Source organism: Acinetobacter sp. AOR43_HL (assembly GCF_027854635.1).
GTDB classification, from domain to species: domain Bacteria; phylum Pseudomonadota; class Gammaproteobacteria; order Pseudomonadales; family Moraxellaceae; genus Acinetobacter; species Acinetobacter pittii.
The window spans coordinates 45507-66873 of sequence record NZ_JAKTHX010000007.1 but is presented as its reverse complement, the minus strand read 5'-3'; the positions used below and the strand labels follow the sequence as shown (position 1 = coordinate 66873).

General features: G+C 35.5%; 21 protein-coding genes. 6 read left to right on the top strand and 15 right to left on the bottom strand.

The features are described 5' to 3' along the window. Positions 1-111: 111 nt before the first annotated feature. The 7 genes from MKL33_RS02795 to MKL33_RS02765 all read right to left on the bottom strand — a co-directional run bounded on the left by MKL33_RS02795 (position 112) and on the right by MKL33_RS02765 (position 11192). Entirely contained in the window at positions 112-2202 is a 2091-nt protein-coding gene (locus tag MKL33_RS02795; protein ID WP_270906418.1) for a putative bifunctional diguanylate cyclase/phosphodiesterase, read from the bottom strand. A gap of 580 nt (positions 2203-2782) precedes the next feature. Then, positions 2783-2998 carry a hypothetical protein gene (locus MKL33_RS02790; RefSeq protein WP_002120955.1) on the bottom strand — a complete coding sequence of 72 codons (216 nt, stop codon included), beginning with the start codon at positions 2996-2998 and terminating at the stop codon, positions 2783-2785. 194 nt (positions 2999-3192) lie between these two features. After that, positions 3193-3657, bottom strand: a complete 465-nt coding sequence (locus MKL33_RS02785; RefSeq protein WP_002121027.1) for a MarR family winged helix-turn-helix transcriptional regulator — start codon at positions 3655-3657, stop codon at positions 3193-3195. A gap of 837 nt (positions 3658-4494) precedes the next feature. Further along, entirely contained in the window at positions 4495-6213 is a 1719-nt protein-coding gene (locus MKL33_RS02780) for a fructose-specific PTS transporter subunit EIIC (protein ID WP_270906417.1), read from the bottom strand. Beyond that, entirely contained in the window at positions 6200-7147 is a 948-nt protein-coding gene (gene pfkB, locus MKL33_RS02775; protein WP_016145539.1) for a 1-phosphofructokinase, read from the bottom strand. The genes MKL33_RS02780 and pfkB overlap by 14 nt, the downstream gene beginning before the upstream one ends. 15 nt (positions 7148-7162) lie before the next feature. Further along, positions 7163-10015, bottom strand: coding sequence for a phosphoenolpyruvate--protein phosphotransferase (ptsP, locus tag MKL33_RS02770; RefSeq protein ID WP_270906416.1), 2853 nt, complete (start codon positions 10013-10015; stop codon positions 7163-7165). 316 nt (positions 10016-10331) lie between these two features. Then, entirely contained in the window at positions 10332-11192 is an 861-nt protein-coding gene (locus MKL33_RS02765) for an alpha/beta hydrolase family protein (RefSeq protein WP_025464285.1), read from the bottom strand. 141 nt (positions 11193-11333) lie between these two features. Here MKL33_RS02765 and MKL33_RS02760 point away from each other — a divergent pair, with 141 nt between their 5' ends. Then, complete coding sequence (locus MKL33_RS02760; protein ID WP_270906415.1) at positions 11334-11789, top strand: hypothetical protein; 456 nt, start codon at positions 11334-11336, stop codon at positions 11787-11789. 25 nt (positions 11790-11814) lie between these two features. On the opposite strand, the gene MKL33_RS02755 is transcribed toward MKL33_RS02760, so the two are convergent. The 3 genes from MKL33_RS02755 to brnQ all read right to left on the bottom strand — a co-directional run bounded on the left by MKL33_RS02755 (position 11815) and on the right by brnQ (position 14239). Continuing rightward, on the bottom strand, positions 11815-12069 hold the full coding sequence (locus MKL33_RS02755) for a hypothetical protein (RefSeq protein WP_005073940.1): 255 nt from the start codon (positions 12067-12069) through the stop codon (positions 11815-11817). 259 nt (positions 12070-12328) lie between these two features. Further along, positions 12329-12748: a GlcG/HbpS family heme-binding protein gene (locus MKL33_RS02750; protein WP_014206963.1), complete on the bottom strand. Its 420-nt coding sequence runs from the start codon at positions 12746-12748 to the stop codon at positions 12329-12331. A 189-nt stretch (positions 12749-12937) separates the two neighbouring features. Beyond that, positions 12938-14239: a branched-chain amino acid transport system II carrier protein gene (gene brnQ / locus MKL33_RS02745; RefSeq protein WP_270906414.1), complete on the bottom strand. Its 1302-nt coding sequence runs from the start codon at positions 14237-14239 to the stop codon at positions 12938-12940. Positions 14240-14592: 353 nt separating this feature from the next. Between brnQ and map the strand changes: the two genes are divergently transcribed. Beyond that, positions 14593-15387 carry a type I methionyl aminopeptidase gene (map, locus tag MKL33_RS02740; protein WP_270906413.1) on the top strand — a complete coding sequence of 265 codons (795 nt, stop codon included), beginning with the start codon at positions 14593-14595 and terminating at the stop codon, positions 15385-15387. Between the two features lie 48 nt (positions 15388-15435). On the opposite strand, the gene MKL33_RS02735 is transcribed toward map, so the two are convergent. Continuing rightward, positions 15436-16335, bottom strand: coding sequence for a LysR family transcriptional regulator (locus MKL33_RS02735; protein ID WP_002120927.1), 900 nt, complete (start codon positions 16333-16335; stop codon positions 15436-15438). Between the two features lie 242 nt (positions 16336-16577). Here MKL33_RS02735 and MKL33_RS02730 point away from each other — a divergent pair, with 242 nt between their 5' ends. After that, the gene (locus MKL33_RS02730; protein WP_002121003.1) at positions 16578-16901 is read left to right on the top strand and encodes a hypothetical protein; all 324 of its coding nucleotides are present in this window, start codon (positions 16578-16580) and stop codon (positions 16899-16901) included. A gap of 47 nt (positions 16902-16948) precedes the next feature. Here the strand turns inward: MKL33_RS02730 and grxD are convergent, their stop codons facing one another. Beyond that, the gene (grxD, locus tag MKL33_RS02725) at positions 16949-17290 is read right to left on the bottom strand and encodes a Grx4 family monothiol glutaredoxin (protein ID WP_002120913.1); all 342 of its coding nucleotides are present in this window, start codon (positions 17288-17290) and stop codon (positions 16949-16951) included. A gap of 227 nt (positions 17291-17517) precedes the next feature. Between grxD and MKL33_RS02720 the strand changes: the two genes are divergently transcribed. Beyond that, the gene (locus MKL33_RS02720; RefSeq protein ID WP_069123508.1) at positions 17518-18726 is read left to right on the top strand and encodes an aspartate aminotransferase family protein; all 1209 of its coding nucleotides are present in this window, start codon (positions 17518-17520) and stop codon (positions 18724-18726) included. 55 nt (positions 18727-18781) lie between these two features. Here the strand turns inward: MKL33_RS02720 and MKL33_RS02715 are convergent, their stop codons facing one another. From MKL33_RS02715 to MKL33_RS02705, 3 genes are all read right to left on the bottom strand, one after another. Next, the gene (locus MKL33_RS02715) at positions 18782-19213 is read right to left on the bottom strand and encodes a CBS domain-containing protein (RefSeq protein ID WP_002121094.1); all 432 of its coding nucleotides are present in this window, start codon (positions 19211-19213) and stop codon (positions 18782-18784) included. A 143-nt stretch (positions 19214-19356) separates the two neighbouring features. Continuing rightward, positions 19357-19731, bottom strand: coding sequence for a DUF2750 domain-containing protein (locus tag MKL33_RS02710; RefSeq protein WP_005802084.1), 375 nt, complete (start codon positions 19729-19731; stop codon positions 19357-19359). Between the two features lie 298 nt (positions 19732-20029). Then, positions 20030-20263, bottom strand: a complete 234-nt coding sequence (locus MKL33_RS02705) for a hypothetical protein (RefSeq protein ID WP_002121063.1) — start codon at positions 20261-20263, stop codon at positions 20030-20032. Positions 20264-20479: 216 nt separating this feature from the next. Here MKL33_RS02705 and MKL33_RS02700 point away from each other — a divergent pair, with 216 nt between their 5' ends. Both MKL33_RS02700 and MKL33_RS02695 read left to right on the top strand, forming a co-directional pair. Continuing rightward, positions 20480-20839 carry a hypothetical protein gene (locus MKL33_RS02700; protein ID WP_004791942.1) on the top strand — a complete coding sequence of 120 codons (360 nt, stop codon included), beginning with the start codon at positions 20480-20482 and terminating at the stop codon, positions 20837-20839. 99 nt (positions 20840-20938) lie between these two features. After that, a complete protein-coding gene (locus tag MKL33_RS02695; protein ID WP_270906412.1) occupies positions 20939-21265 on the top strand; it encodes a hypothetical protein in 327 nt (108 codons plus the stop codon). Positions 21266-21367 lie beyond the last annotated feature (102 nt).

Below are 21367 nucleotides of genomic sequence, written 5' to 3'. Positions count from 1 at the left end.
CGGGAACACCGAAATTATTATCTTTATGCTTATATTATGAACAGTTTTTTTAAAATTATTGTTTATTTTTAGTATGAATAAAAACTAAAAGGTTTATTAAACATCTTATTTTCAAAGATTGTAATGACTTTCTAAGTAAGGCTGATTTTGTTTAAGTATGGAAATAACCTGAGTAGCATCTATAGCAGATTCAAACAAGAACCCTTGGCCTATACTATATCCAAATTGTCGAAGTAGCTCTTCTTGTTCTGGAGTTTCAATTCCTTCAGCGATAAGCCCGAGTGATAAATTTGGAGCGAGTAAACCAATTGCTTGGACAATCGCATAAATTGATGGGTCATGTTGCATCTTTTGGATAAAGCTGCAATCTACTTTTAAACTGTCAATCGGGTAATCGCGAATATGGGTCAGCGATGAGAAACCAGTTCCAAAGTCGTCAAGTGCAATACGTACCCCATGCTGTTTTAATTTATTAAGTGCACGGATCACATATTCCGAGCCTCGATCGCCTAGCATGTGTTCGGTGACTTCCACTTCAATATAGTGCGTCGGAATTTGAAATTGATTAATCTTTTTCAAAAGTCTCTCAGCATAATTATCTCTTAAGAACTCAACTGGTGCAGCATTTAGTGAAACAGGGAGAGGGGTAATACCAAGAGTTATCCATTTAGCGATATCACTTAAAACTTGATGTTGCATCGTTTCACCGATCTTACTCGCTAAATTATAATCTTTAAAAGCTTCCGCAATTTGTGCAGGGTAGCCTTTTTGAGCTGAGGTTGTATGCCATCTTAATAAAGCTTCAAATCCCACTACACGATGGGTATTTAGGTCTACTTTAGGTTGATAATAGGGTTGGATGGTATGATGGCGAATCAGCTGACGAGCTAAATTAAGCTGAGAAGCGACTGTTTCGGTCATTTGCATCATGCATGGATCATACATGCGAATACCACCACGACCACGGGCTTTTAGATCATGCAATGCCATATCGGCACAACTGAGCAAACCTGACTGGTCTACGGCATCTTGCGGGTAAATTGCGCACCCAATGCTCATCCCACCATTTAAGACATTACCTAAATAGGTAATCGGCTGATTTAACTGTTGAAGTAAAATGGCTGCTAACTCTCGGACATCATTTTCAGAATTGAGGTTATTAATAATAACCGCAAATTCGTCTCCGCCTAACCGCGCGACAAAGCACTTTTCATCATCTACACAATGACTAAAGCGTTTAGAGAGAACTTTTAATAGATGATCGCCTGCGCTATGCCCTAAAGTATCATTAATGTGTTTAAAGTGGTCGAGGTCAATTAAAAGTAGCCCTACACTTGTTTGAGTGTCTTTTGGATATGAGAGAGTACGCTTAAGTTGAAATTTAAATGAACGCCGATTATATAATCCGGTCAGTTCATCTCTTTCACTCATATTCCTAAGCTGGTTTTCTGCCAAATGTTGTTGAGTAACATTACGTGATACACACAGAATTTGTCCAATTTCACCATTTTCCCGATGAATCGGGGTAAGCATATTATCCCAATATTCAGGATCCTGATTTGGTAAACAGCTCATTCCTGCAAATCTAGCAACTTTACCTTGAAGAGCTTTTTTCAAAGCGACTCGACCACGTTTACGAATGTACGGCGGTAATAGTTCGAGCCATTTCATTCCAAATTCTGTTTCATCAACAGGTATACCTAAAGCGAGGCATCCTGATTTGTTCATATGAGAAAGTGTGCCGTCTACATTCAGAACTTTAATGCAATCTACACTGATATCTAACATCTGATTTTGTATTTCAATGTTCTTTTGCAAGTTTTGTTGTTCTTGAATATCGTGATCTATATCTAAAAAGCTAACATACCATTCGCTAGTTTGTGAGGAGCTGCGATACTTAGATGCTTGAATCGATAGTTTGCACCATCTATATTGATTTCCAGCTCGTAAAAGTCGACATTTTAATTCGATTCTTTTTTGTAAGCGAATTGCTTCGAGCCATCTGTTTTTGACTTCATCTAAATCGGCAGGATAAATAAAATCTAGCCATTGCGCTGGCAATGGAGAAAAAGTATCCAACCAATATTCTGTACACTCTATATTGCAATATAATATCAAGCCATTTTCATCACTTACCCAAGTTGGGAGTGGAATTTGCTCAACAATAAAATGCTTTTGGGTGTTGTTCGACATTGAAGTCATAACATGCCTAGAAAGATTGTGTTGATTAATCTATTTATTAGCCATTATTGTAATCTTTCTGTAGTAAGCAAAACAGCAAATAATAAATTTTATGTGTATTTTTTTTGAACTAAAATTGAGTTATTAAAACTAATATATACTAAAGATTTAATTTATGTTTTTGTTATTTATTAATTTTTATTTATCTTTCTTTAAAAAAAATATTTATGCTTATTTTTGTAAAAAACTTATTAAAACAGCAGCTTATAATTATCCATATATATTTGTCATATTAAAAATAAAACTAAGAAAGCAGAAGGAGTAAAGATAAAAAATAAAGAATTTAATAAATCAAATTTTATCCATCATATAAACAAAGAAGCTCTCAAAAGAGGTTAATTAAATACAATAATTGCTATTAAGTTTACAAAAGTAATATAAAATAATAGCTTGTATTATCGTAAAATTCTTTTTGTCAAAAAGGATATATATTTCCTTTTTGTGCATTTTATAGCCTACATTTTCCCCAAGATGTAGGTTTTTTTTATGCATAATTTTTATAGATTTTAATTATAAAAATAAAAAAAGCCAAAATGGCTTTTTATACAGTTTCTGGCTTGTTCAACTGTTGTTGTATGTACAGATTCATATAGTACTGTTCGATATAATCATCAGCATAGTTGTTTGCTAAGGTTTTTGTTGCCACTTGCTCATGTTTTAAATAGCAGTTTGATTCAAGGTCTTTTTCAAGTACCCACCAGCTACGGTTAATACGACGTACCTGAAATTTGTCACTTTTGTATTTTCTTTTAGCCATTTTCCGAAATTTGCTATTCAGTTATTGAAAGAGAATTTCTACTGGAGTTAAGAGCTCAAGTCAACAGATAGAAGGTTAATTGATTATTTTATGTGGGATGCCATTTCTCTCAATATTAAAGTAGAGACATTAAAATAGTTAAGCTCTCATAATGAGAGCTTAACTATTGGGTATAAATAGATTCTTATTTCATCTTAGCGAGAAAGGTTTTTTAAAAGTAATTTTAAACTTTCCATCATTTTTTCTAGCTGTAAGGGAGTAATACCTTCAAAAGACTGCTCAAGTACTACACTTGTAAGATCATTGATCTTGTTGATCATTTCAGTCCCTTTTTCTGTAAGTACTACACGAGTGATACGACCATCAGTTTGGCAAGAGTAAGTTTCAACCAAACCTTCATCTTTCAAACGATAAACAATTTTTGTGGTAGTCGACATTTTTGAAATAATCATATCTGAGAGTTCAGAAACACTTGCATGGGGCTTGCTGCTTAAAGCCAACATGATGCGTCGACGTGAGTTATCTAAACCATATTTTTTTAAAGCATTATCAATGTTTTGTACATATTGAGCATGTACTTGAGTAATCCAATAATATGGAAAATCTTCAAGAGTAAAAGATTCTGTTGTAGGTAAAAAACGCGCATACTTCTTTGTCATTGACTTTTCCCCATACCTTGGTGGATCGCATTCCTGGTGAACTATCTTTAATAGTTGAAAAATATAGTTTCATCAAGCAAGTTATAGCAGGACTTTACTTGATGAGCAAAAGTTATATAGCTTCATTTAACAATGACATGGTTTAATTGTCCTTAACTTTATAAAGCGTTCCTATAACTTTACGAACTTTAAATACTCTTCAGCTATAATCAAAGATTATTAAAGGTAAAAACTGTTTAACAAAGCCGTACCTGAAACTCTTTGAGTGGATATGTAAGATTGCATCTAAGCTTGCTTGATCGTTAATTGAACGATATTGCTTGCAAGGGCATCGTAGAAAAAAAATTATGATTTGAACGTGGCATTGAACGAGAAAGTTTTTGTCTCTAAAGTCATAACTATGAAAAATCAAGATATTTAAATAAAAAATATTTATATATATCATGACATTATATTATTTTGGTGTGAGAGAAATTTACCATACATTTAACATGAAACATCTATTATTTAGTAAAATAAAATTCGATTTCTATATTAAATAACTGATTTTTATTAATAAATTTCAAACATTATTTTAAATACTAAGCTTTTGAAATAGAGGTATTTTTGTCTATAAATTATAATTTCAATAAATTTTATCCATTAAATTTCAAAAGAGCCAACTCTAACCGTAATGCTCGCAGAAGAAGTACCAACACAGATTATGGCAAGAGCTATTCAGATTAAATGATTTAAGTCTCAAAGAAAGTGAATTAAATAGTTTTCAGTTTAAATTTTTATGAGATCAGGCATATATAATTTATAAAAAAGGGAGAATATAAATTCTCCCTTTTTTAATTATGCAGTGGTCACAGCTTTTTCTTCTATTTTTTTCTTAACAATCGCATAGCTTATCCCTGTAACGATACTACCAGCAGCAATTGCAGCAAGATATAACCAAGCATGATTAATAGCATTGGGAATTAAAAGAACAAATACACCGCCGTGAGGAGTAACCAACTCACAATGGAATAGGGCAACGAGTGCTCCAGTCACAGCTCCACCTAAAATACATGTTGGGATTACACGCATTGGGTCTTTTGCTGCAAACGGAATAGCACCTTCAGAAATAAAACATAAACCTAATACGAAAGCAGCTTTTCCAGCATCTCGCTCCCCTGTACTAAATTTATTTTTAGCAATGAAAGTTGCAATTGCCATACCAATAGCGGGAACCATGCCGCCTGCCATCGTGGCTGCCATAGGCATATAAGTATTTGTTGTCAGCAGTCCAACAGTAAAAGCGTAGGCTGCTTTATTGATTGGTCCACCTAAATCAATACACATCATGCTTGCTAATATAATTCCCATTAACACAGCATTTGTTGTACCCATGTTATTTAAGAAATCTTTCATTAGCTCAAAAATATGTGCTACTGGCTGTCCAACCACATAAAACATAATTAGACCAACAAATAATGTGCCTAATAACGGAATAATTAGAATGGGTTTAAGTGCTTCTAAACTAGTTGGAAGTTTAAGTTTTTTAGCGATAAATAGTGCGATATAACCTGCAAGAAAACCTGAGACAATACCTCCTAAAAAACCTGCTTGTAACTGAGAAGCAAGTAAGCCGCCAATTAAACCAGGTGCGAGGCCAGGGCGATCAGCAATCGAGTAGGCGATATAACCAGATAACATTGGAACCATAAGCATAAATGCAGCGGCACCAATTTGTTTTAATATAGCCGGTAAGCTGCCTGCTTGTTCAGCTGCATTAAGGCCAAAGCATAAAGACAGAGCAATTAAAAGACCTCCCGCCACCACCATAGGTAACATATAAGAGACACCCGTTAAGAGATGTTTATATACGCCAACTTTTTCGGTTTTATCTTTGTTTTCTGCAGAAGTTTGTTGCTTACCTTGTTCTAAAACTTGCGCATTGCTGATTGCCTCAGCAAAAGCTTTATCTGTTTGCTTTAGAGCAAAACCTGTACTACATCTATAAACACGTTTACCTACAAAACGGTCTGTATTAACTTCAATGTCAGTCGCAAGAATGACGATGTCCGCATCAGCAATAGCTTGAGGTGATAAGATATTTTTTGCGCCAACGGAACCTTGAGTTTCTACTTCAATCTCATAACCGAGCTTTTCTGCGCCTTGCTGTAAAGCTTCGGCTGCCATAAAAGTATGCGCGACACCCGTAGGACACGCAGTGATCGCAAGAAATTTTTTAGCTGTAGTTGCTGATAAGCTATTATCATTTTGCCAGTCTTGAGCAGATTTAAAATGATCTAAAGCAGTTTGAAGAGCTGAATCAGTATCACTTTTGATCTCTTCAATGTTAATGAAAGATAAAGGGTGTGTACCAAAAATATTAAGATTTTTCGGGCGTTGTCCAACAACGATAATTTGGTCAAAGCTTTCATTCACCTCGAATTCATCAAGCGAAATAATGCTGTTTTGATAACCCTGTTGAGACGCGACTTGTGCAAGCTTACGAGCTAAAATCAAAGCATTGACTTGCTGTTGCGGACTATTAATAACAAATAATAAACGTTTAGCAGTTGGCATCAGATTCACTCAATGAATTGATTGTTGTTTGGGCTTTTAATTGGTTTAGCTTTTCAGCATTAGGAATACGAAAGCCTATTTGTGTTACAGCGTGGCTTGCAATTGCTGTAGCAATTTTTAATGTTTCTTCGGCAGAGAAGCCACTTAATAAGCCATGAATCATACCTGCTAAAAGAGAGTCACCCGCACCAACTGTACTTTTAACTATCACTTTAGGTGCTGTGGCATGAAGTGGGTGAGTGTCATGTAACCAGTTTACACCGTCTTCACCCATCGAAATAACCACATGTTCAATTTTAGCTAAGTTTGCAAAAAGTTTTTTTTGTTCAGCATAGGTTGTAGCAGGAAGCTGATAACTTTCTACTAACTCATCTGTATTTGGTTTAATCATCCAAGGTTGACATTCAATTGCAGCAACCAACGCTTTACCACTTGTATCAAGTGCAACATTTTTACCTTGCTCTTGAATAAGTTTAATAAGTTGTTGTAACTCATCAGCACTAAAACCTTGTGGTAGGCTTCCAGCAATAGCAACCACATCTACCTGAGGCAAAATCATCTCGATTTTTTGAAAGAGGTTTTTCTTATCTAGTTCAGATATGAAAAAACCTTTTCCATTCAAATCAGTCATACGTCCCGAATGTTCAGCAATTTTTATATTTTGGCGAGTTTCACCTTCAATATAAATAAATTCAGGTTGAAATTGAGCTTCTTTAAAATGGTCATCGAAAATCTGTCTGTTTGTTGCTCCTAGAAAACCAGAAACAACAACCTCATGCCCCAAATCTTTTAAAACTTGTGCAATATTTAAACCTTTGCCTGCCGCATGTATTTCTACAGATTCTTGGCGGTTTACTTGACCTATCTGTAACTCTTTGAGTTGTATAGTCACATCAATTGCAGGATTTAAAGTAATTGTTAAAACTTTAGCCATTACCATTCCTAATCTTTACATTTCTTGTTCGGATAACTGACGTACAGCAGTAGCGCTATCACATTCAAGTGCACGCTTTGCAAGCACTTGAGCTTGACTGTAGTTAAGTGTACGAATTTGGGCTTTAACCAAAGGAATACTATTCGGTGACATACTAAGCTCATCCACTCCTAAGCCCATCAGAATAGGTACAGCTTTTGGATCGGCTGCGAGTTCACCACATATACCAACCCATTTGCCATACTTATGTGCAGCTTTTACAGTTTGATCAATCAATTGCAAAATACTTGGGTGGAGGCCATCTGCTTCAGCCGAGAGGATAGGGTGACCACGGTCAATAGCTAAAGTATATTGAGTTAAGTCATTTGTTCCGATACTGAAAAAGTCCACTTCTTTCGCGAGAATAGGTGCAAGTAAAGCAGCAGAAGGAACTTCAATCATGATACCAACTTGTAAGTTGGTGCATGGATGTACAGCTTTAACTTCATCAAGAATAGTTTTTGCAGCACGCCATTCTTCCACACGGCCAATCATTGGAAACATGATTCTTAGAGGGCGGTCATCTGCAGCTTTAAGCAAAGCAATAAGTTGTTGACGCAACAATTCAGGCTGTCTTAGCGTTAAACGGATACCTCTTAGACCTAAAAAAGGATTTTCTTCTTCAGCAATTGGAAGGTAAGGAAGCGGTTTGTCACCACCTACATCTAGCGTACGTACTACGAGAGGGCGGCCCGCTAGAGCATCTAAAACAATACGATAATCTGCTTCTTGGGTAGCTTCACTCGGAGCGCTACTATGCGCCATAAAAACAAGCTCAGTCCTGAGTAGGCCAATTGCTTCAGCGCCACATTCTACCGCATGGGCTGTTGCTTGAACTTTTCCTAAATTGGCAGCAATTTCGATTTGATGTTGATCTAAAGTAATTGCAGGTTCTTGGCTATGACGTTCAGCTTCTTCACGAATTTTTTTCTGAAGGTCTCGTTCTTGTTTTGCTTGTTCGATTTGTTGAGCATTAGGATTTAAGATAAAAGCTCCGGTGTCTCCATTAATTAAAAGAGAACTTTTTTGCTCAATATCTAGTACTTGATCACCAGCGCCAACAATTGCAGGGATACCTAGAGCACGAGCAACAATAGCACTATGAGCGCTTGCACCACCTACAGCTGTCAAAATACCTGCTACACGATCTTTATTAAGTCGGGCTACATCACTTGGTCCTACGTCATACATGATTAGTATATAAGGTTCTTTAGGTTCTTCGATGATGACCTCACCGCAAAGTTGAGCCAAAACGCGATCACCAATATCACGTAAATCTGTAGCACGCTCAGCCAGTAATCGATCTGGTAAAGCTGCTTGCTCTTTGGCTGCTGTCTCAATATGTTCATGCCATGCAGCAGGGGCAGAAAGATTTAAGTTAATTTTTTGATAAACACCATTAATCAGATCTGGGTCGTCAAGCATTTCCAAATGTGCTTGGAAGATTTGCTTAATCTCAGCCACTTCAGATTTTGCAATAACTTGGTGAATATTGTTTTTAACAGCATGAAGCGCAATATCAAGTTTTTCTTTTTCTATTTTGACACTTAAGCCCATACGTTCATATTGGTAAACCTTTGGCTTAATTACATGTACAGGTCCGAAAGCTAAACCGCTTGAAGCAGCAATTCCTGTATTTGAGCTAAGTGGTTTTGAATGGCTTGGGATTTCACTAGATTGCTCAATTTTAATGTCTGAAGATTGTATAGGTTCAACTTCTTCACCTAAGCCTTGTTGCACTGCCAAAATAACTTTATCTAAAGCTTCAACTGCATCCGTTTCTGGTTCGGCAATGAAACGTAAAGTTTGGCCACGTTTACAACCTAAAGCCAAGAGGCGTGTCAAACTTTTAGCAGAAACAAAATTTCCGTCATCTACTGCGACTTGGATATCACCTTGAAAACTTTTAGTTAAGTTCACTAAATGAGTTGCTGGTCGAGCATGTAATCCATGGGCATTGGCTAATACAACCGAACGGTGAGGCCAATCTGGAATAACATCTGCACCAATGATTTTAGCAATTTCATTTGGTGCTTGTGTTTGGTCTAATTGCGCAACTTGCTCTGGATTAAATAGAATATCAATCAGTCGATTAAATCTCTGACTATCTAATTGCTCATTGGCAGCTATACACACTAGTGTGTTTAATTTTTTTCCGTTTAGCTCTAGAGCATGGCGAGGTTTTACAATGCTGATCGCTGGTTGTTGAACAAACTTACTACTTGAAATAGACCAGATCTGATCTTGTAGTTGAATAACTTGATCAGGGTCAAGTGAACTTAGAAAACCGCACTTTACGAAATTGTGCTTTTTTAGAATCTGAGATGCAGACCAAAACAAATCTTCAATATCTTGAGATTCAATTTCAGTTTGAATTAAATTCTCATGCAAAGTTAAAGATAATGGTTGAGCTTGTAAGATTTCAATAATTTGTTCAGGTTGTTTAGCATTTTTTACCTGTTCACTTACATCATGCATTAAAGCTCGAGTTAATATTTGTAGAACTTGTAAATGTTCATCAGATTTTGCTGCAATAACAACAGCTAAATAAATTCTGTTTTCACCATCCCATATAATTCCTTCTGGAAAGTGAGCTAAACGGATACCTGTTTTTAGAATAAATTCGCGAGATTGGGGTGTACCGTGGGGAATAGCAATGCCTTGACCTAAATAGGTGGCACTTTGTTGTTCCCGATTGATGAGTCCTGTAATGTAGTCAGATGTAACTAACCCATCTTTTACCAATATATCTACTAGACACTGTAATGCATGCTTTTTATCAACAGCATGTTGATTCATATGAATATGTCGAGGCTCTAGTGCTAGCATACTTATCCTTGAACAATTTCTTTGGTTTAGCTAAACAGAAAAAAAGAAGCTGTTTGTGTTAAAAATAGGTTAGTTTAACCGTTTTTAAACAACAGCTTCGTATAAATAACGATAGCAGAACTTTAAAGCTATATCGACGTATTTACGTAAATAATGCTTGTTTTTAATACAAAGGAATAGGTGGTTAATATATTTTGATTTCTTATGATAATTATTAGGTTAATAAACTAACTTTATAAAAGAAGTGGGTATTAATATTAAAAAAAACCTCTATACCGGATTACGGGTATAGAGGCAAAAGTAAAAGATCAATAGATTAGTGTTGGATTTCCTGTTCTAGGAGTGACCATAAGTTTTGATGTGATTTTTTAAACATTAGCATGTGCCCAATTGATTTATGCCCAAGTTTCATGGGATTTAGCTCTAGCATTTTTGTAGGTGCATTAGGATAAAGTTTTAATAAATCTTCAACGTTACGCTCGGTTGCAATTTCATCGTCACTTGCCCAAATTGAAGTAATGGGGCAGATAATTTCACTATGAAAATCATGATGGACTGTTTTACCTATAGCATTTTTCACATAGCCAGGATGGCTGCAAAATTCTCGCCATTGTTGAGCGACTTTTTTAGGTAAGTTTTCTCCCATTCCAATAAATTGAGTAGCACCATAACCTTTAAAAGCACTAGAAATTGGAAAGATGACATTGAACATTACCGGTGCTAAAAACTTGGTTTTACCTTTAAGACCTTTTACATGGCCAGTGGAACCTGCGACCGCAATAACTTTTGCTACTTTATGAAAATTAGGAACAATTCCTAATAACTGACCACCAGCACTGTGGCCCAGAAGGGTAACTTGTTCTGCTTTAGTTTTTTCTAATAACGTATCAATTGCGCAAGGAATATCGAGAACTCCCCAATCATTAATACTTGCTGTACTTTGCTTCAAAGACCCGTGTAAGGAGCCTCCAATTCCACGGAAATCAAAGCTTAATACGTCATATCCTTGTTCGCTTAACCATGTAGCAAAAGAGTGATAGAAGTTTTTAGTAATACCTGTTGCAGGACAGATCAACACGGGATTTACTGATTTTGGGGATTGAGCTGGATAAAAATGTGCAGCAAGTTGATAACCATCTTTACAGGTCATCCAAAATGATTCAAAAGTGTTATCCATAATATTTCGTAGTGATTGGTTTATTGATATCTTTAATTTACACGAGTTCTGAAATGAAACTTGGTTAAAATGTGACTATAAAGTCAATATTTATGTTATATAGCTCATTAAATTTGAATAAAACAAATAATTGGAAAAAAGATGGATTTACCGAAAGCTGTACAGCTCGCAATTGTGTTTAGTGGCATATTTTTATGGATAGGGATGCTCACTGGGGTATGGAAATATTGGCGAATACGCCGTTCAGAATTAAGTCGTGCTCATTATTATGTGGATATCGCTCATCGAAGTAGTTTGTTATATGCATCTGCTAGCTTAATTCTAGCTGTATTAAGTTATTTTACTGTTTTAAATGAAAATATTACTTTATGGTGTGTGTTCGCAAATATTCTATTTTTTAGTTTTTCAATTCTGGTTTATATCATACATGGCTATTTACAGGACACAACAAATCAATTCAAACGTCCTCACAAGCTAGGTCGTTTTAGCTTACCTTCATGGATGATGACTTTAATGATGGTGGGATTAATTTTGACTGAATTATTAGCTACAGCTATTTTAGTTATCGGAACAATTTTTTTATTTTTGGATGTATAAAAATGGATGATTGCTCATCCATTTTTTAAGTATTCAAGTTTTGTTGACTAAGACGTCTTTTAGCTAGTTTTCGCATCTTATGGTCGACAAAGGCCCACACACAAAATATGAAAGAAACAACCATCGCATACATAAAGTATTCGGGTTTCAGATTTCCTTTAATCATACCTTGAAACAGTAAAGTCAGCATAAGAGCAAGCGGTGTTACTCCATAAACAACTGAATCTTTGCTGTTCAGAGTGTTAATGAAGACTTGTTTGTTGAAATGTAATGATAACATCTCCATCCCTCCTTGTGGTTGCGCTAAAACCGAATGTTTTAGTCAAGAATAAGTTTAATGTTGTACTTCTATTTTTAATTCAATTCAATAGTGAATAGAAAATTTTTTGAACAGTTTTATAAAAAACTCTATGTTTATAAATAGTTAAGGTATTAAAAAAGTAAATATTAAATATTTTTGTATAAAATACTTAATATTTTAGAAAAGAGAAAATATTTTAATGAAAAGTGTAATAATTTCTCTTTTCTATCATTTCAGTTTAGCTGTTTTGTTTTTTTAAAAATGTATCAATCGCATGTTGAGCAATTTCTGCATCTTCAAAAGATTGGACACCAGAAACGCCAATCGCCCCTAAAATTTGCCCGTCATAAATAATGGGTTTTCCACCTTCTAACATTCCTTGAGCACTAGGCATACTTAAAAAACCTAAGCGTCCACTTTGCAGAAGTTCTTCATAAAATTTTGAAGGTCTACCTGATATTGAAGAGCATTTTGCTTTTTCTAAACATAAATGTGAGGATAAAGGTGAAGCACCATCTAAACGCTTCATCAACAGTAGAGAACTTGTTTCATCAACAATAGCGATACTGACTTTAAAGTTGTGTTCAATTGCATATTTTTGAGCTTCTTCCATTAAAAACTCTGCATCTGCTTGTGTTAGGTAATATTTACTTTTCATTGTTGCTCTTCTTTCCTAGTAAGCTAAAAATTATTTTAGTGTAATTTTACAGTAAAAACTGATTATATCTATAGTTGATTTGTCATTGAAAGTAGTGTGGAAATAAAATGCCGGTTGGGTAAACTCAGCATTTTATTCAATATATAAAATCATGTTTGGGTAAAACTCGATTTCAAAAAAGACACTAGATTAAATGTTTTTAAATTTAACTTTGTCGATAATTACGGTAATTGCTAGAACAACTAAAGATGGGATCAACCAAGCTAAGTTTTGTTCATTTAAAGGTAAATGTTGAAGAAAATTAGGTAAATAATCACCAAAACCAGCAACTTTAATACCGTCAATAATACCGAAAATTAAAGCAATACTTGTTACTGAACCGACAATAAAAGAAGGTTTGTGCCAAAATTTCCAAAAGAAGCTCAGCATAATCACAACAATTGCTGGTGGATAAATTGCACTTAAAACAGGTACTGATACAGCAATAAGTTTGGTTAATCCAAGATTAGAAATAATGAAAGAGAAACCAACTAAAATGAATACTAAAAGTTTGTAAGGTAACTTAGTTAACTGAGCAAAATACTCACCGCAAGCACAAGTTAAGCCAATCGCTGTCACCATACATGCTAGAAAAATTAGGCCAGTTAAGAATAATGAGCCCATATTACCAAAAGCATGTTGAACATACGCATGTAAAATTACAGCACCATTTGCTGCATTTGGTGCTACTTCATGACTACCTACGCCTAATTTGAATAAGCTTAAATAGACTAAAGTAAGACCCGCACCAGAAATAAGACTGGCAATAATCGCATACTTAGTGACTAATTTTTTATCGGTAACACCACGCGAATAAATCGCTTGAATAATTACGATACCGAATACTAGTGCGCCTAAAGTATCCATAGTGAGATAACCATTTACGAAACCTTCCGAAACTGGAGATTCAACGTAATGGTTGATTGGAGCAGGGACGTAACCCGCTGGGATCATGACTGCTGCAATACCTAAAATTGCTAAAGCAATAATTTTTAGAGGAGCAAGCACATGGCCAACAGTATCTAATAACTTGTTTGGATAAAGTGAAACTACAGTTACAAATGAAAAATAAATTGCGCTGTAAATTAAAAGGCTACTACTTGATGTTCCAAAATAAGATGAAAAACCAATTTCATAAGAAACAGTAGCTGTACGTGGAGTAGCAAATAAAGGGCCTACTGATAAATAACAAACAACGGTTAAAATCAGACTTGCTACTCGACCAAGAGGAGAGCTAATAATTTCAATGGAACCCTGCATACGAGAGAGTGCCATGATGGTAATTACAGGTAGACCAACTGCAGTAATCAAAAAGCCTATAGAGGCTAGCCATACATGATCACCGGCTTGTTGAGCGACAATGGGAGGAAAGATAATATTGCCAGCCCCAATAAAAAGAGCAAAGGTCATAAAACCTAGGGCAATAATATCTCCAGTACGAAGATGTTGCATAAATTAAAATTAATAAAAAAGAAGGAATTTTAGAGCAAACGAGAGCATGATCAAGCGGTATTTTATGTGAAAAAGATTTTTTTCAGAGCATAAAAACCTTTAGTAGATATTAAAAATATCAATTGGTTAAGGTATGTATTTGAAAAACCATTGAAAGAAATTAGGAAATCATTTTTTGTCTCTGACTTTTTAAAGAAACTATGCAAAAATAAAAGTATGAATTTCTATTATGAATGTTGAATATTTGGGCATTTAATGCTTCCAGCCTATCCTATATCCGTTCTAGAATATTCTAAATTAACTTACATTTTTGTAGGCGTGGTAAAAAGCAGTGTCTACGAGGATAAAACTGAATGAGAGCTTCTACTGTTACAATAAAAACTGAACAAGATCTGGAAAAGTTAAGAATTTCTGGACGCTTGGCTGCACAAGTTTTAGAAATGATAGGGGCATATATTAAACCGGGTGTATCTACTGAATATTTAGATAACCTGTGTAATGACTATATTGTAAATACTTTAAAAGTTATTCCTGCGAATGTAGGATATCATGGTTTTACTAAAACAATATGTACATCAGTAAATGAAGTAGTTTGCCATGGAATTCCTTCACCGAATAAGATTTTAAAAGATGGCGATATTATTAATATTGATGTCGCAATTATTAAAGATGGCTATTTTGGTGATACGAGCCGCATGTATTTTGTGGGTGATGTAAACCCGCAAGCAAAAAAACTTGTTGATACAACTTATGAAGCGATGGTTGCTGGGATTCATACTGTTAAGCCAGGAGCTACACTAGGCGATATTGGTTATGCTATTCAGTCAGTTGCTCATCGAGAAGGGTATAGCATTGTTCGAGAATATTGTGGTCATGGGATTGGTAAGGTTTATCATGAACAACCAAATGTTCTACATTATGGACAGCGTGGCCAAGGCTTAGTATTAAAAAAAGGTATGGTCTTTACGATTGAACCGATGATTAATGCGGGTAGACCACAGGTTAAAGAATTAAATGATGGATGGACAGTTATTACTCAAGATCTTTCGTTATCTGCGCAATGGGAACACATGGTTGCTGTAACTGACACTGGCTTTGAACTCTTAACACCTTGGCCTGAAGGTGTAGGAAATTATCCTGCAATTTAAAAATAAAAAAAGTTCGATAATTATCGAACTTTTTTATTTTCATTCATTTTAATGCTCAGAAAGATGTTCTACCAAATAATCAATAAATACTCGTACAGCAGGTAGTAACCCTCGGCGTGATGGATATACGGCATGTAATATACCGTGAGGAGCTTTCCATTCCGGTAAAATTTGTACAAGCTGTCCAGATTTTAGAAAATCTTCTGCTGCGCTCTCTGGTAGTAAAGCGATCCCACAGTTTTGACTCGCTAATTGCGCCAACATATGAATATTTGTACCCATTACGATAGGGCTGACTTTGATTTTCTTTTGCTGATTGTCTGGACCATGCAAAAGGAATTGTTGATCAAGATGCTCTTCTGACAAACTTAAAATGCGATGCTCACTAAGTTGTTCTGGATTTTTTATATCTCCAAATTCATTTAGATATGCTTGACTTGCAAATAGACTCTGTTCAATAAGTGCAAACTGTCTAAGAACTAAACTTGGATCATCATCTAGTTTTGAGCGAACACGTAAAGCAATATCAATTCCTTCATTAATGACATCTACTCGACGATTGCTGACCATAAGTTGCAAACGAATTTCTGGATATTTTTTTAAGAAAGCAGGCAAAATTTTAGGCAGTTGATTTTGAGCAATATCAACAGGAACACTAACCTTTACAACACCTCTAGGTTGAATGCTTAGATGATCAACCAAATCATGAGCAGCTTGTGCAGCATTCATCATGACTTGAGCATGTCTATAAATATCCATCCCAATATCTGTAACAGCAAAATGACGAGAGCTGCGTTGAATCAGGCGAACGCCTAAGTTTTCTTCTAGGCTATATACGCGACGACTTAGTTTTGATTTTGGTATATCCGTTACACGCTCAGCAGCACTAAAACCACCATGCTCAACGACGAGAGCAAAACAATAAAAATCATCAAGATCAGTGAGCATTAAAATATCCTATTTCTGCAACAACCATGATTTTACATTATTATTTTTGCAACGATAATTCTTAAACTAAATTTTTTGTAATTAAAACATATACTAAGATATTTCCTTCAACTGAGAGTTTGAAATTATGTTGTCATTACAATGTAATTTTATTGTGTGTTTTTTGATGAGTGGTTCTAGCCTTTTCTAGAACTTTCAATTAATTTCTTTTACACTACAATTTTCTATTCTTTTCAAATCTAATGCACTATCAATTAATTGAACTTAACGATGCTTCTGCGAATATTGAATGTCCATTTTGCAAACAAGCAATAATTGACTGGGCGCAAGAACAATATATTCAGCCATGTGAACATACCTTATTTATTGCTATGGATTTGGGGTTTGAATTTATTGCTGATCGATTTGAAGAGTGTATGGATCAAAATGTGGATGAGTTGCACGAAGATCCGAATATGAATATTTTTGAAGCTCTCACGACAACAACTTATGAAAATCTAATTATTTTAAAATCTGATTTAGGTGTGGAAAATTTATTTCGCTATGTCGGGGTAAGTGATCGTTAAAATTGAGAGTATAAAAAAGCCAATCTATTGATTGGCTTTTTTATTATTTACGCTTCTGGCGCTGCGCTGTATTGTTCAACTAATGGTTTTAATTCGCCATTTTGGAACATTTCAAGCATGATATCGCTACCGCCAATAAGTTCGCCATTTACCCAAAGTTGCGGGAATGTAGGCCAGTTCGCAATTTTTGGTAATGTTGCACGAATATCAGGGTTTTCCAAAATATTTACATATGCAAATGGACGACCAATTTGACTGAGCGCCTCTACAGCACGTGCAGAGAAACCACATTGTGGAAACTGTGGAGTGCCTTTCATGTAAAGTAAAACGGGATGCTTCGCAATTTGATCGCGGATTAACGCTTCAGTATCACGTGCTTGTTCAGTCATAAAGAGATCCTCAACTAATCTAGCAGCATTATAGGGGGTGTTCACATCGCTTTGCAAACCACCTGATTACTTAAAGTTGCATTGAATATTCAATATTTTATTGTATAAACCGAAGCGATAGCAAAAAGCGGACGAAATTTTAGATAAATGAGTAATGAGACTTTTCATCAGAGCCAGTTTTTGCTTATATAAACCCTTCTTAAAACCTCATACAGACAGAGTTCGTTATGAATGATATTACCCTAGCTCCAATACAACCTGATCAACCATCACATTTAATGGCTACTTATGGTCGCCAAGCGATCAGTTTTGTACGAGGCCGAGGGGCATATCTATATACCGAAGATGGCACAGAATATTTAGATGCTTTAACCGGTATTGCTGTATGTGGTTTAGGTCATGCGCATCCAGTCATTGCAGAAGCAATTGCTGAACAAGCTGCAACACTTGTGCATACGAGTAACTTATTTGAGATTCCTTGGCAAACGGCAGCTGCTCAGAAGCTTGCTGAAGTTTCAGGAATGGAAGAGATCTTCTTTTCAAACAGTGGTGCAGAGTCAAATGAAGGCGCCATTAAAATTGCTCGTAAATTTGGTACTCAACAAGGTGTAAGCTCCCCAAAGATAATTGTGGCAGAGCAATCATTTCATGGTCGTACCTTAGCAACACTTTCAGCTACTGGTAATAAGAAAGTACAAGATGGTTTTGCTCCTTTAACCAATGATTTTATTCGTGTGCCATTTGGTGATGTAGAAGCAATTCAAGAAGCTGCTTTGCAGCACCCAGATATTGTTGCGATTTTGATTGAACCTATTCAAGGTGAGGGTGGTATTAATACAGCACCTCAAGGCTTTAGCTATCTTGAAGAAGTCCGCACCATATGTAATCAACATAACTGGCTAATGATGCTAGATGAAATCCAAACAGGTAACGGCCGTACCGGTAAGTATTTTGCTTATCAACATACAAACATTGTGCCTGATGTTTTGACGACTGCTAAAGGACTTGGTAATGGCTTTCCAGTAGGCGCGGTAATGACCCAAGGTAAAGCTGTTGGCTTATTAGGACCTGGTAGCCATGGGTCTACTTATGGTGGCACAGTGCTAGGTTCTCGTGTGGTTTATACAGTAATTGATACAATCCAAAAAGAGAATGCTATAGAAAACGCGGCAGTTGTTGGTGGTTATATTGTTGATCAATTACGTGCGCAATTAGTACATAAAGATGTGCAAGTACGTGGCTTTGGTATGATGATTGGTATTCAATTGCCTAGAGACTGCGCTGAGCTCGTTGCAATAGCTCGAGATCAACATAAACTTATTATTAATGTTACAGCTGGTTCAGTAGTGCGTTTGTTGCCACCAATTAACATGACTCAAGCACAGGCTGATGACTTGCTAGAGCGTTTAGTTGCTTTAATTAATAACTATCTTTAAGTTTTTACATTAATAAAAAATGGGCATATAAATGCCCATTTTTTATATGAAATAATTAACCAGAGATGTACTGTTTTAATTGTTCAATGAGGTTTTTCTGATCTTCCATCGCAGCTTTTACTAAGTCGCCAATAGAAATAAATCCAACTAGTTTTTCATTGTCTAATACAGGTAAGTGGCGTAAGTGACGATCTGTCATAAGCTGTAAGCACTCTTCAACTGTATTGTTTAGGCTTACTGTAAGCACTTTAGATGTCATAATTTCAGCAACGGTAGTGCTATATGATGAACGTTCCATAAGCGTTACTTTTCGTGTGTAGTCACGTTCAGACAAAATTCCGACAACTTTTTCACCCTCAGCTACGACGAGCGCACCAATTCCTTTATCCGCCATAATCTTAATTGCTTCAAGGACAGTGGCTTCTGGAGAAATTGTAAAAATATCTTGCTCTGCTTTGTTCTTGATTACTTGTGCAACGATTGTCATTTCTTCTGTCCTATGTTTTATCATTTTGTTTTAAATTAGCTTGATTTTATAAAAATGCAAAGACTGGATAGTCATTAAATACAAGTTTCACACTCAAGCGTTCAAAAAGCATTCTAATAGAGATTAAGAACCTAAAGAAAAGTTTACGCTCCTTGCCAATTCGGATGTTTGAAAAAGAAATGCTGCATTTGCTGAGTAGATAACTTTAATTTTCTATGAGATGAATTAAACAAAGCTGGAGTGACGTTGAGTCGAGTTAAAGTTGGTAGCAAAGACTCATGGAAATCTTTAGGTGTAATTCTTCTTGGTTTGTAATGTGGCCAATGCTCTTTTGCGTAGCGATGTGCTTGCAAGCCATTAAGCCAAAAAGGAAAAATAAAGTCTTCCTGATCTGATTTAATTGCCCATCCTTGATGAAATAATCCCCAAAGAACCCCGCAATACATCATGGTTCTTAAAATATAAATCTTAATCATCAAGTCTCTTGAAACCGGTTGTAGATTACTTAAACTTTTCATTGTGAATTTAAAGGTTCTAACTTGTCTTGCTTATTATAAAAAAATCAGATGACATTTCAGTTTAAACAGGTATCAAATCGTAAACAAATATTCCAGCTGTGAAATTCATATCCTTTACTTAAAGTGGCTAAAGCCTGAGTTGTAATACAATACGAACCAAGTGCGTAGTGAATTATATTATAGAAATTTTTTACAGCGTAAAAACGCCACCTGAGCCACGATTGAAGTGGCGAAATAAAGCTTTTGATAAATTTGGGTTTTTACGGGCATAAAAAAACGCCACCTAGGTGACGTTTCTTTATGCTTGCATTGTGGCTAACTTTTGCCAATATTGTGCTTTAAGTGAGTCACGTTCAACACGGAAACCTTGATAATACAATTCTGCTAAAAACAGAGCAGCTTTACCGTGCCCAGCACGAGCAACTTCTTCTAACTGTGCAACTGCATCCTGAAAATTCATTTGAGAGTGAATTGTGTTTACTGCGGTTGCGTACACATGTTCTAAATCATGATGAGAGATACGTTGAATCATAGAAAACTCCTTATTGTAATTATGATTACTTTTTCTAAAGGCCACTGCCTTTAAATTAATTTAACTTAGAATTATTAAACTAATATTACAAATTAATGGATTTGTCAACTATTAGTGCATACCAGTTAATTCACTATTAGGATACATGATTAAACATTATTCACAAATAATTTTGAGTAAAATCAATATGAGAATAAAAGACAAGGAGAATAAAATATGACAAATACAATCGATGGCTTTGTTTTTGACACGCCTCCTAAAGAGGAACAAATCATAGAACTGGCCCATTATCACCGTAAATTATTAGATGAAGCTATTTTTCATGAGGAAATCCATTTAGGGGATTACTGTCTTGCACAGCGCAAAAGGGTGTTTGATTTTGCTGGGCATTTGGAACCCGCCCAAAAAAACTGGTTTTATCAAGTTTATGATGGGGAACTTCGAAAAATTGCTGATGAAGACGAATTGCATCCAGCAGATGCAGAAGAAGGATTAAGTATTTTTGCTATGTTTCTAGTCTTGGTGATTATTGCGGCAATTTTATACTTTTCCGTCATTCGTTCACTAATAAGCTAAGTATTATGATCCAGTAAGGTACGATTCTTGGCCTTACTGGATGTTTGATCTTGTGCTTATGAGTATTGAACCCTACACTACACTAATTCGAGGTAGGTCATGCTCATATTCAAACAAAATTTTCTTAAATTAAAATCTGAGTTAAAAGTTGATCAATGTTTTAACCTATTTGTGGTTATTGTCATTGGCTGTATTTTTGTGCTGTCATATTTAGCATTACTTCGGCCTATTAGTCCGGAACAATATCAACGAATTATACAACTCTCTCAACAAGCCACTTATCCTAAAACTCAGGATATGGCTGAGCTGCTAATAGCTCAATCAGAAATTCATAGAGCAGAGTATTTAAGGTTAATGCATGCATATCAATTTGAAGGTGCTCATATTAGACAATATCCAGCACTTGCTCAGGAAGATACTCAGTAAATAGGTTAATCAGGCTAAATCTTGGTTTCCAAAGCTTTTTGAGCACTATTGTGGCAGGCAAAATTTTGAATTTATGCTAAACTTTATCTTTTTAAACGCGCT

What these genes read in the sequence shown, in the direction of transcription:
- MKL33_RS02760 (WP_270906415.1), top strand. Translation starts at nt 11,334, where the DNA reads ATGGATTTACCGAAAGCTGTACAGCTCGCAATTGTGTTTAGTGGCATA.
- MKL33_RS02780 (WP_270906417.1), bottom strand. Translation starts at nt 6,213, where the DNA reads ATGCCAACTGCTAAACGTTTATTATTTGTTATTAATAGTCCGCAACAG.
- MKL33_RS02785 (WP_002121027.1), bottom strand. Translation starts at nt 3,657, where the DNA reads ATGACAAAGAAGTATGCGCGTTTTTTACCTACAACAGAATCTTTTACT.
- MKL33_RS02700 (WP_004791942.1), top strand. Translation starts at nt 20,480, where the DNA reads ATGACAAATACAATCGATGGCTTTGTTTTTGACACGCCTCCTAAAGAG.
- pfkB (WP_016145539.1), bottom strand. Translation starts at nt 7,147, where the DNA reads ATGGCTAAAGTTTTAACAATTACTTTAAATCCTGCAATTGATGTGACT.
- grxD (WP_002120913.1), bottom strand. Translation starts at nt 17,290, where the DNA reads ATGACTGAACAAGCACGTGATACTGAAGCGTTAATCCGCGATCAAATT.
- brnQ (WP_270906414.1), bottom strand. Translation starts at nt 14,239, where the DNA reads ATGCAACATCTTCGTACTGGAGATATTATTGCCCTAGGTTTTATGACC.
- MKL33_RS02730 (WP_002121003.1), top strand. Translation starts at nt 16,578, where the DNA reads ATGCACTATCAATTAATTGAACTTAACGATGCTTCTGCGAATATTGAA.
- map (WP_270906413.1), top strand. Translation starts at nt 14,593, where the DNA reads ATGAGAGCTTCTACTGTTACAATAAAAACTGAACAAGATCTGGAAAAG.
- MKL33_RS02705 (WP_002121063.1), bottom strand. Translation starts at nt 20,263, where the DNA reads ATGATTCAACGTATCTCTCATCATGATTTAGAACATGTGTACGCAACC.
- MKL33_RS02720 (WP_069123508.1), top strand. Translation starts at nt 17,518, where the DNA reads ATGAATGATATTACCCTAGCTCCAATACAACCTGATCAACCATCACAT.
- MKL33_RS02695 (WP_270906412.1), top strand. Translation starts at nt 20,939, where the DNA reads ATGCTCATATTCAAACAAAATTTTCTTAAATTAAAATCTGAGTTAAAA.
- MKL33_RS02715 (WP_002121094.1), bottom strand. Translation starts at nt 19,213, where the DNA reads ATGACAATCGTTGCACAAGTAATCAAGAACAAAGCAGAGCAAGATATT.
- MKL33_RS02750 (WP_014206963.1), bottom strand. Translation starts at nt 12,748, where the DNA reads ATGAAAAGTAAATATTACCTAACACAAGCAGATGCAGAGTTTTTAATG.
- MKL33_RS02735 (WP_002120927.1), bottom strand. Translation starts at nt 16,335, where the DNA reads ATGCTCACTGATCTTGATGATTTTTATTGTTTTGCTCTCGTCGTTGAG.
- ptsP (WP_270906416.1), bottom strand. Translation starts at nt 10,015, where the DNA reads ATGCTAGCACTAGAGCCTCGACATATTCATATGAATCAACATGCTGTT.
- MKL33_RS02795 (WP_270906418.1), bottom strand. Translation starts at nt 2,202, where the DNA reads ATGACTTCAATGTCGAACAACACCCAAAAGCATTTTATTGTTGAGCAA.
- MKL33_RS02755 (WP_005073940.1), bottom strand. Translation starts at nt 12,069, where the DNA reads ATGTTATCATTACATTTCAACAAACAAGTCTTCATTAACACTCTGAAC.
- MKL33_RS02710 (WP_005802084.1), bottom strand. Translation starts at nt 19,731, where the DNA reads ATGAAAAGTTTAAGTAATCTACAACCGGTTTCAAGAGACTTGATGATT.
- MKL33_RS02765 (WP_025464285.1), bottom strand. Translation starts at nt 11,192, where the DNA reads ATGGATAACACTTTTGAATCATTTTGGATGACCTGTAAAGATGGTTAT.
- MKL33_RS02790 (WP_002120955.1), bottom strand. Translation starts at nt 2,998, where the DNA reads ATGGCTAAAAGAAAATACAAAAGTGACAAATTTCAGGTACGTCGTATT.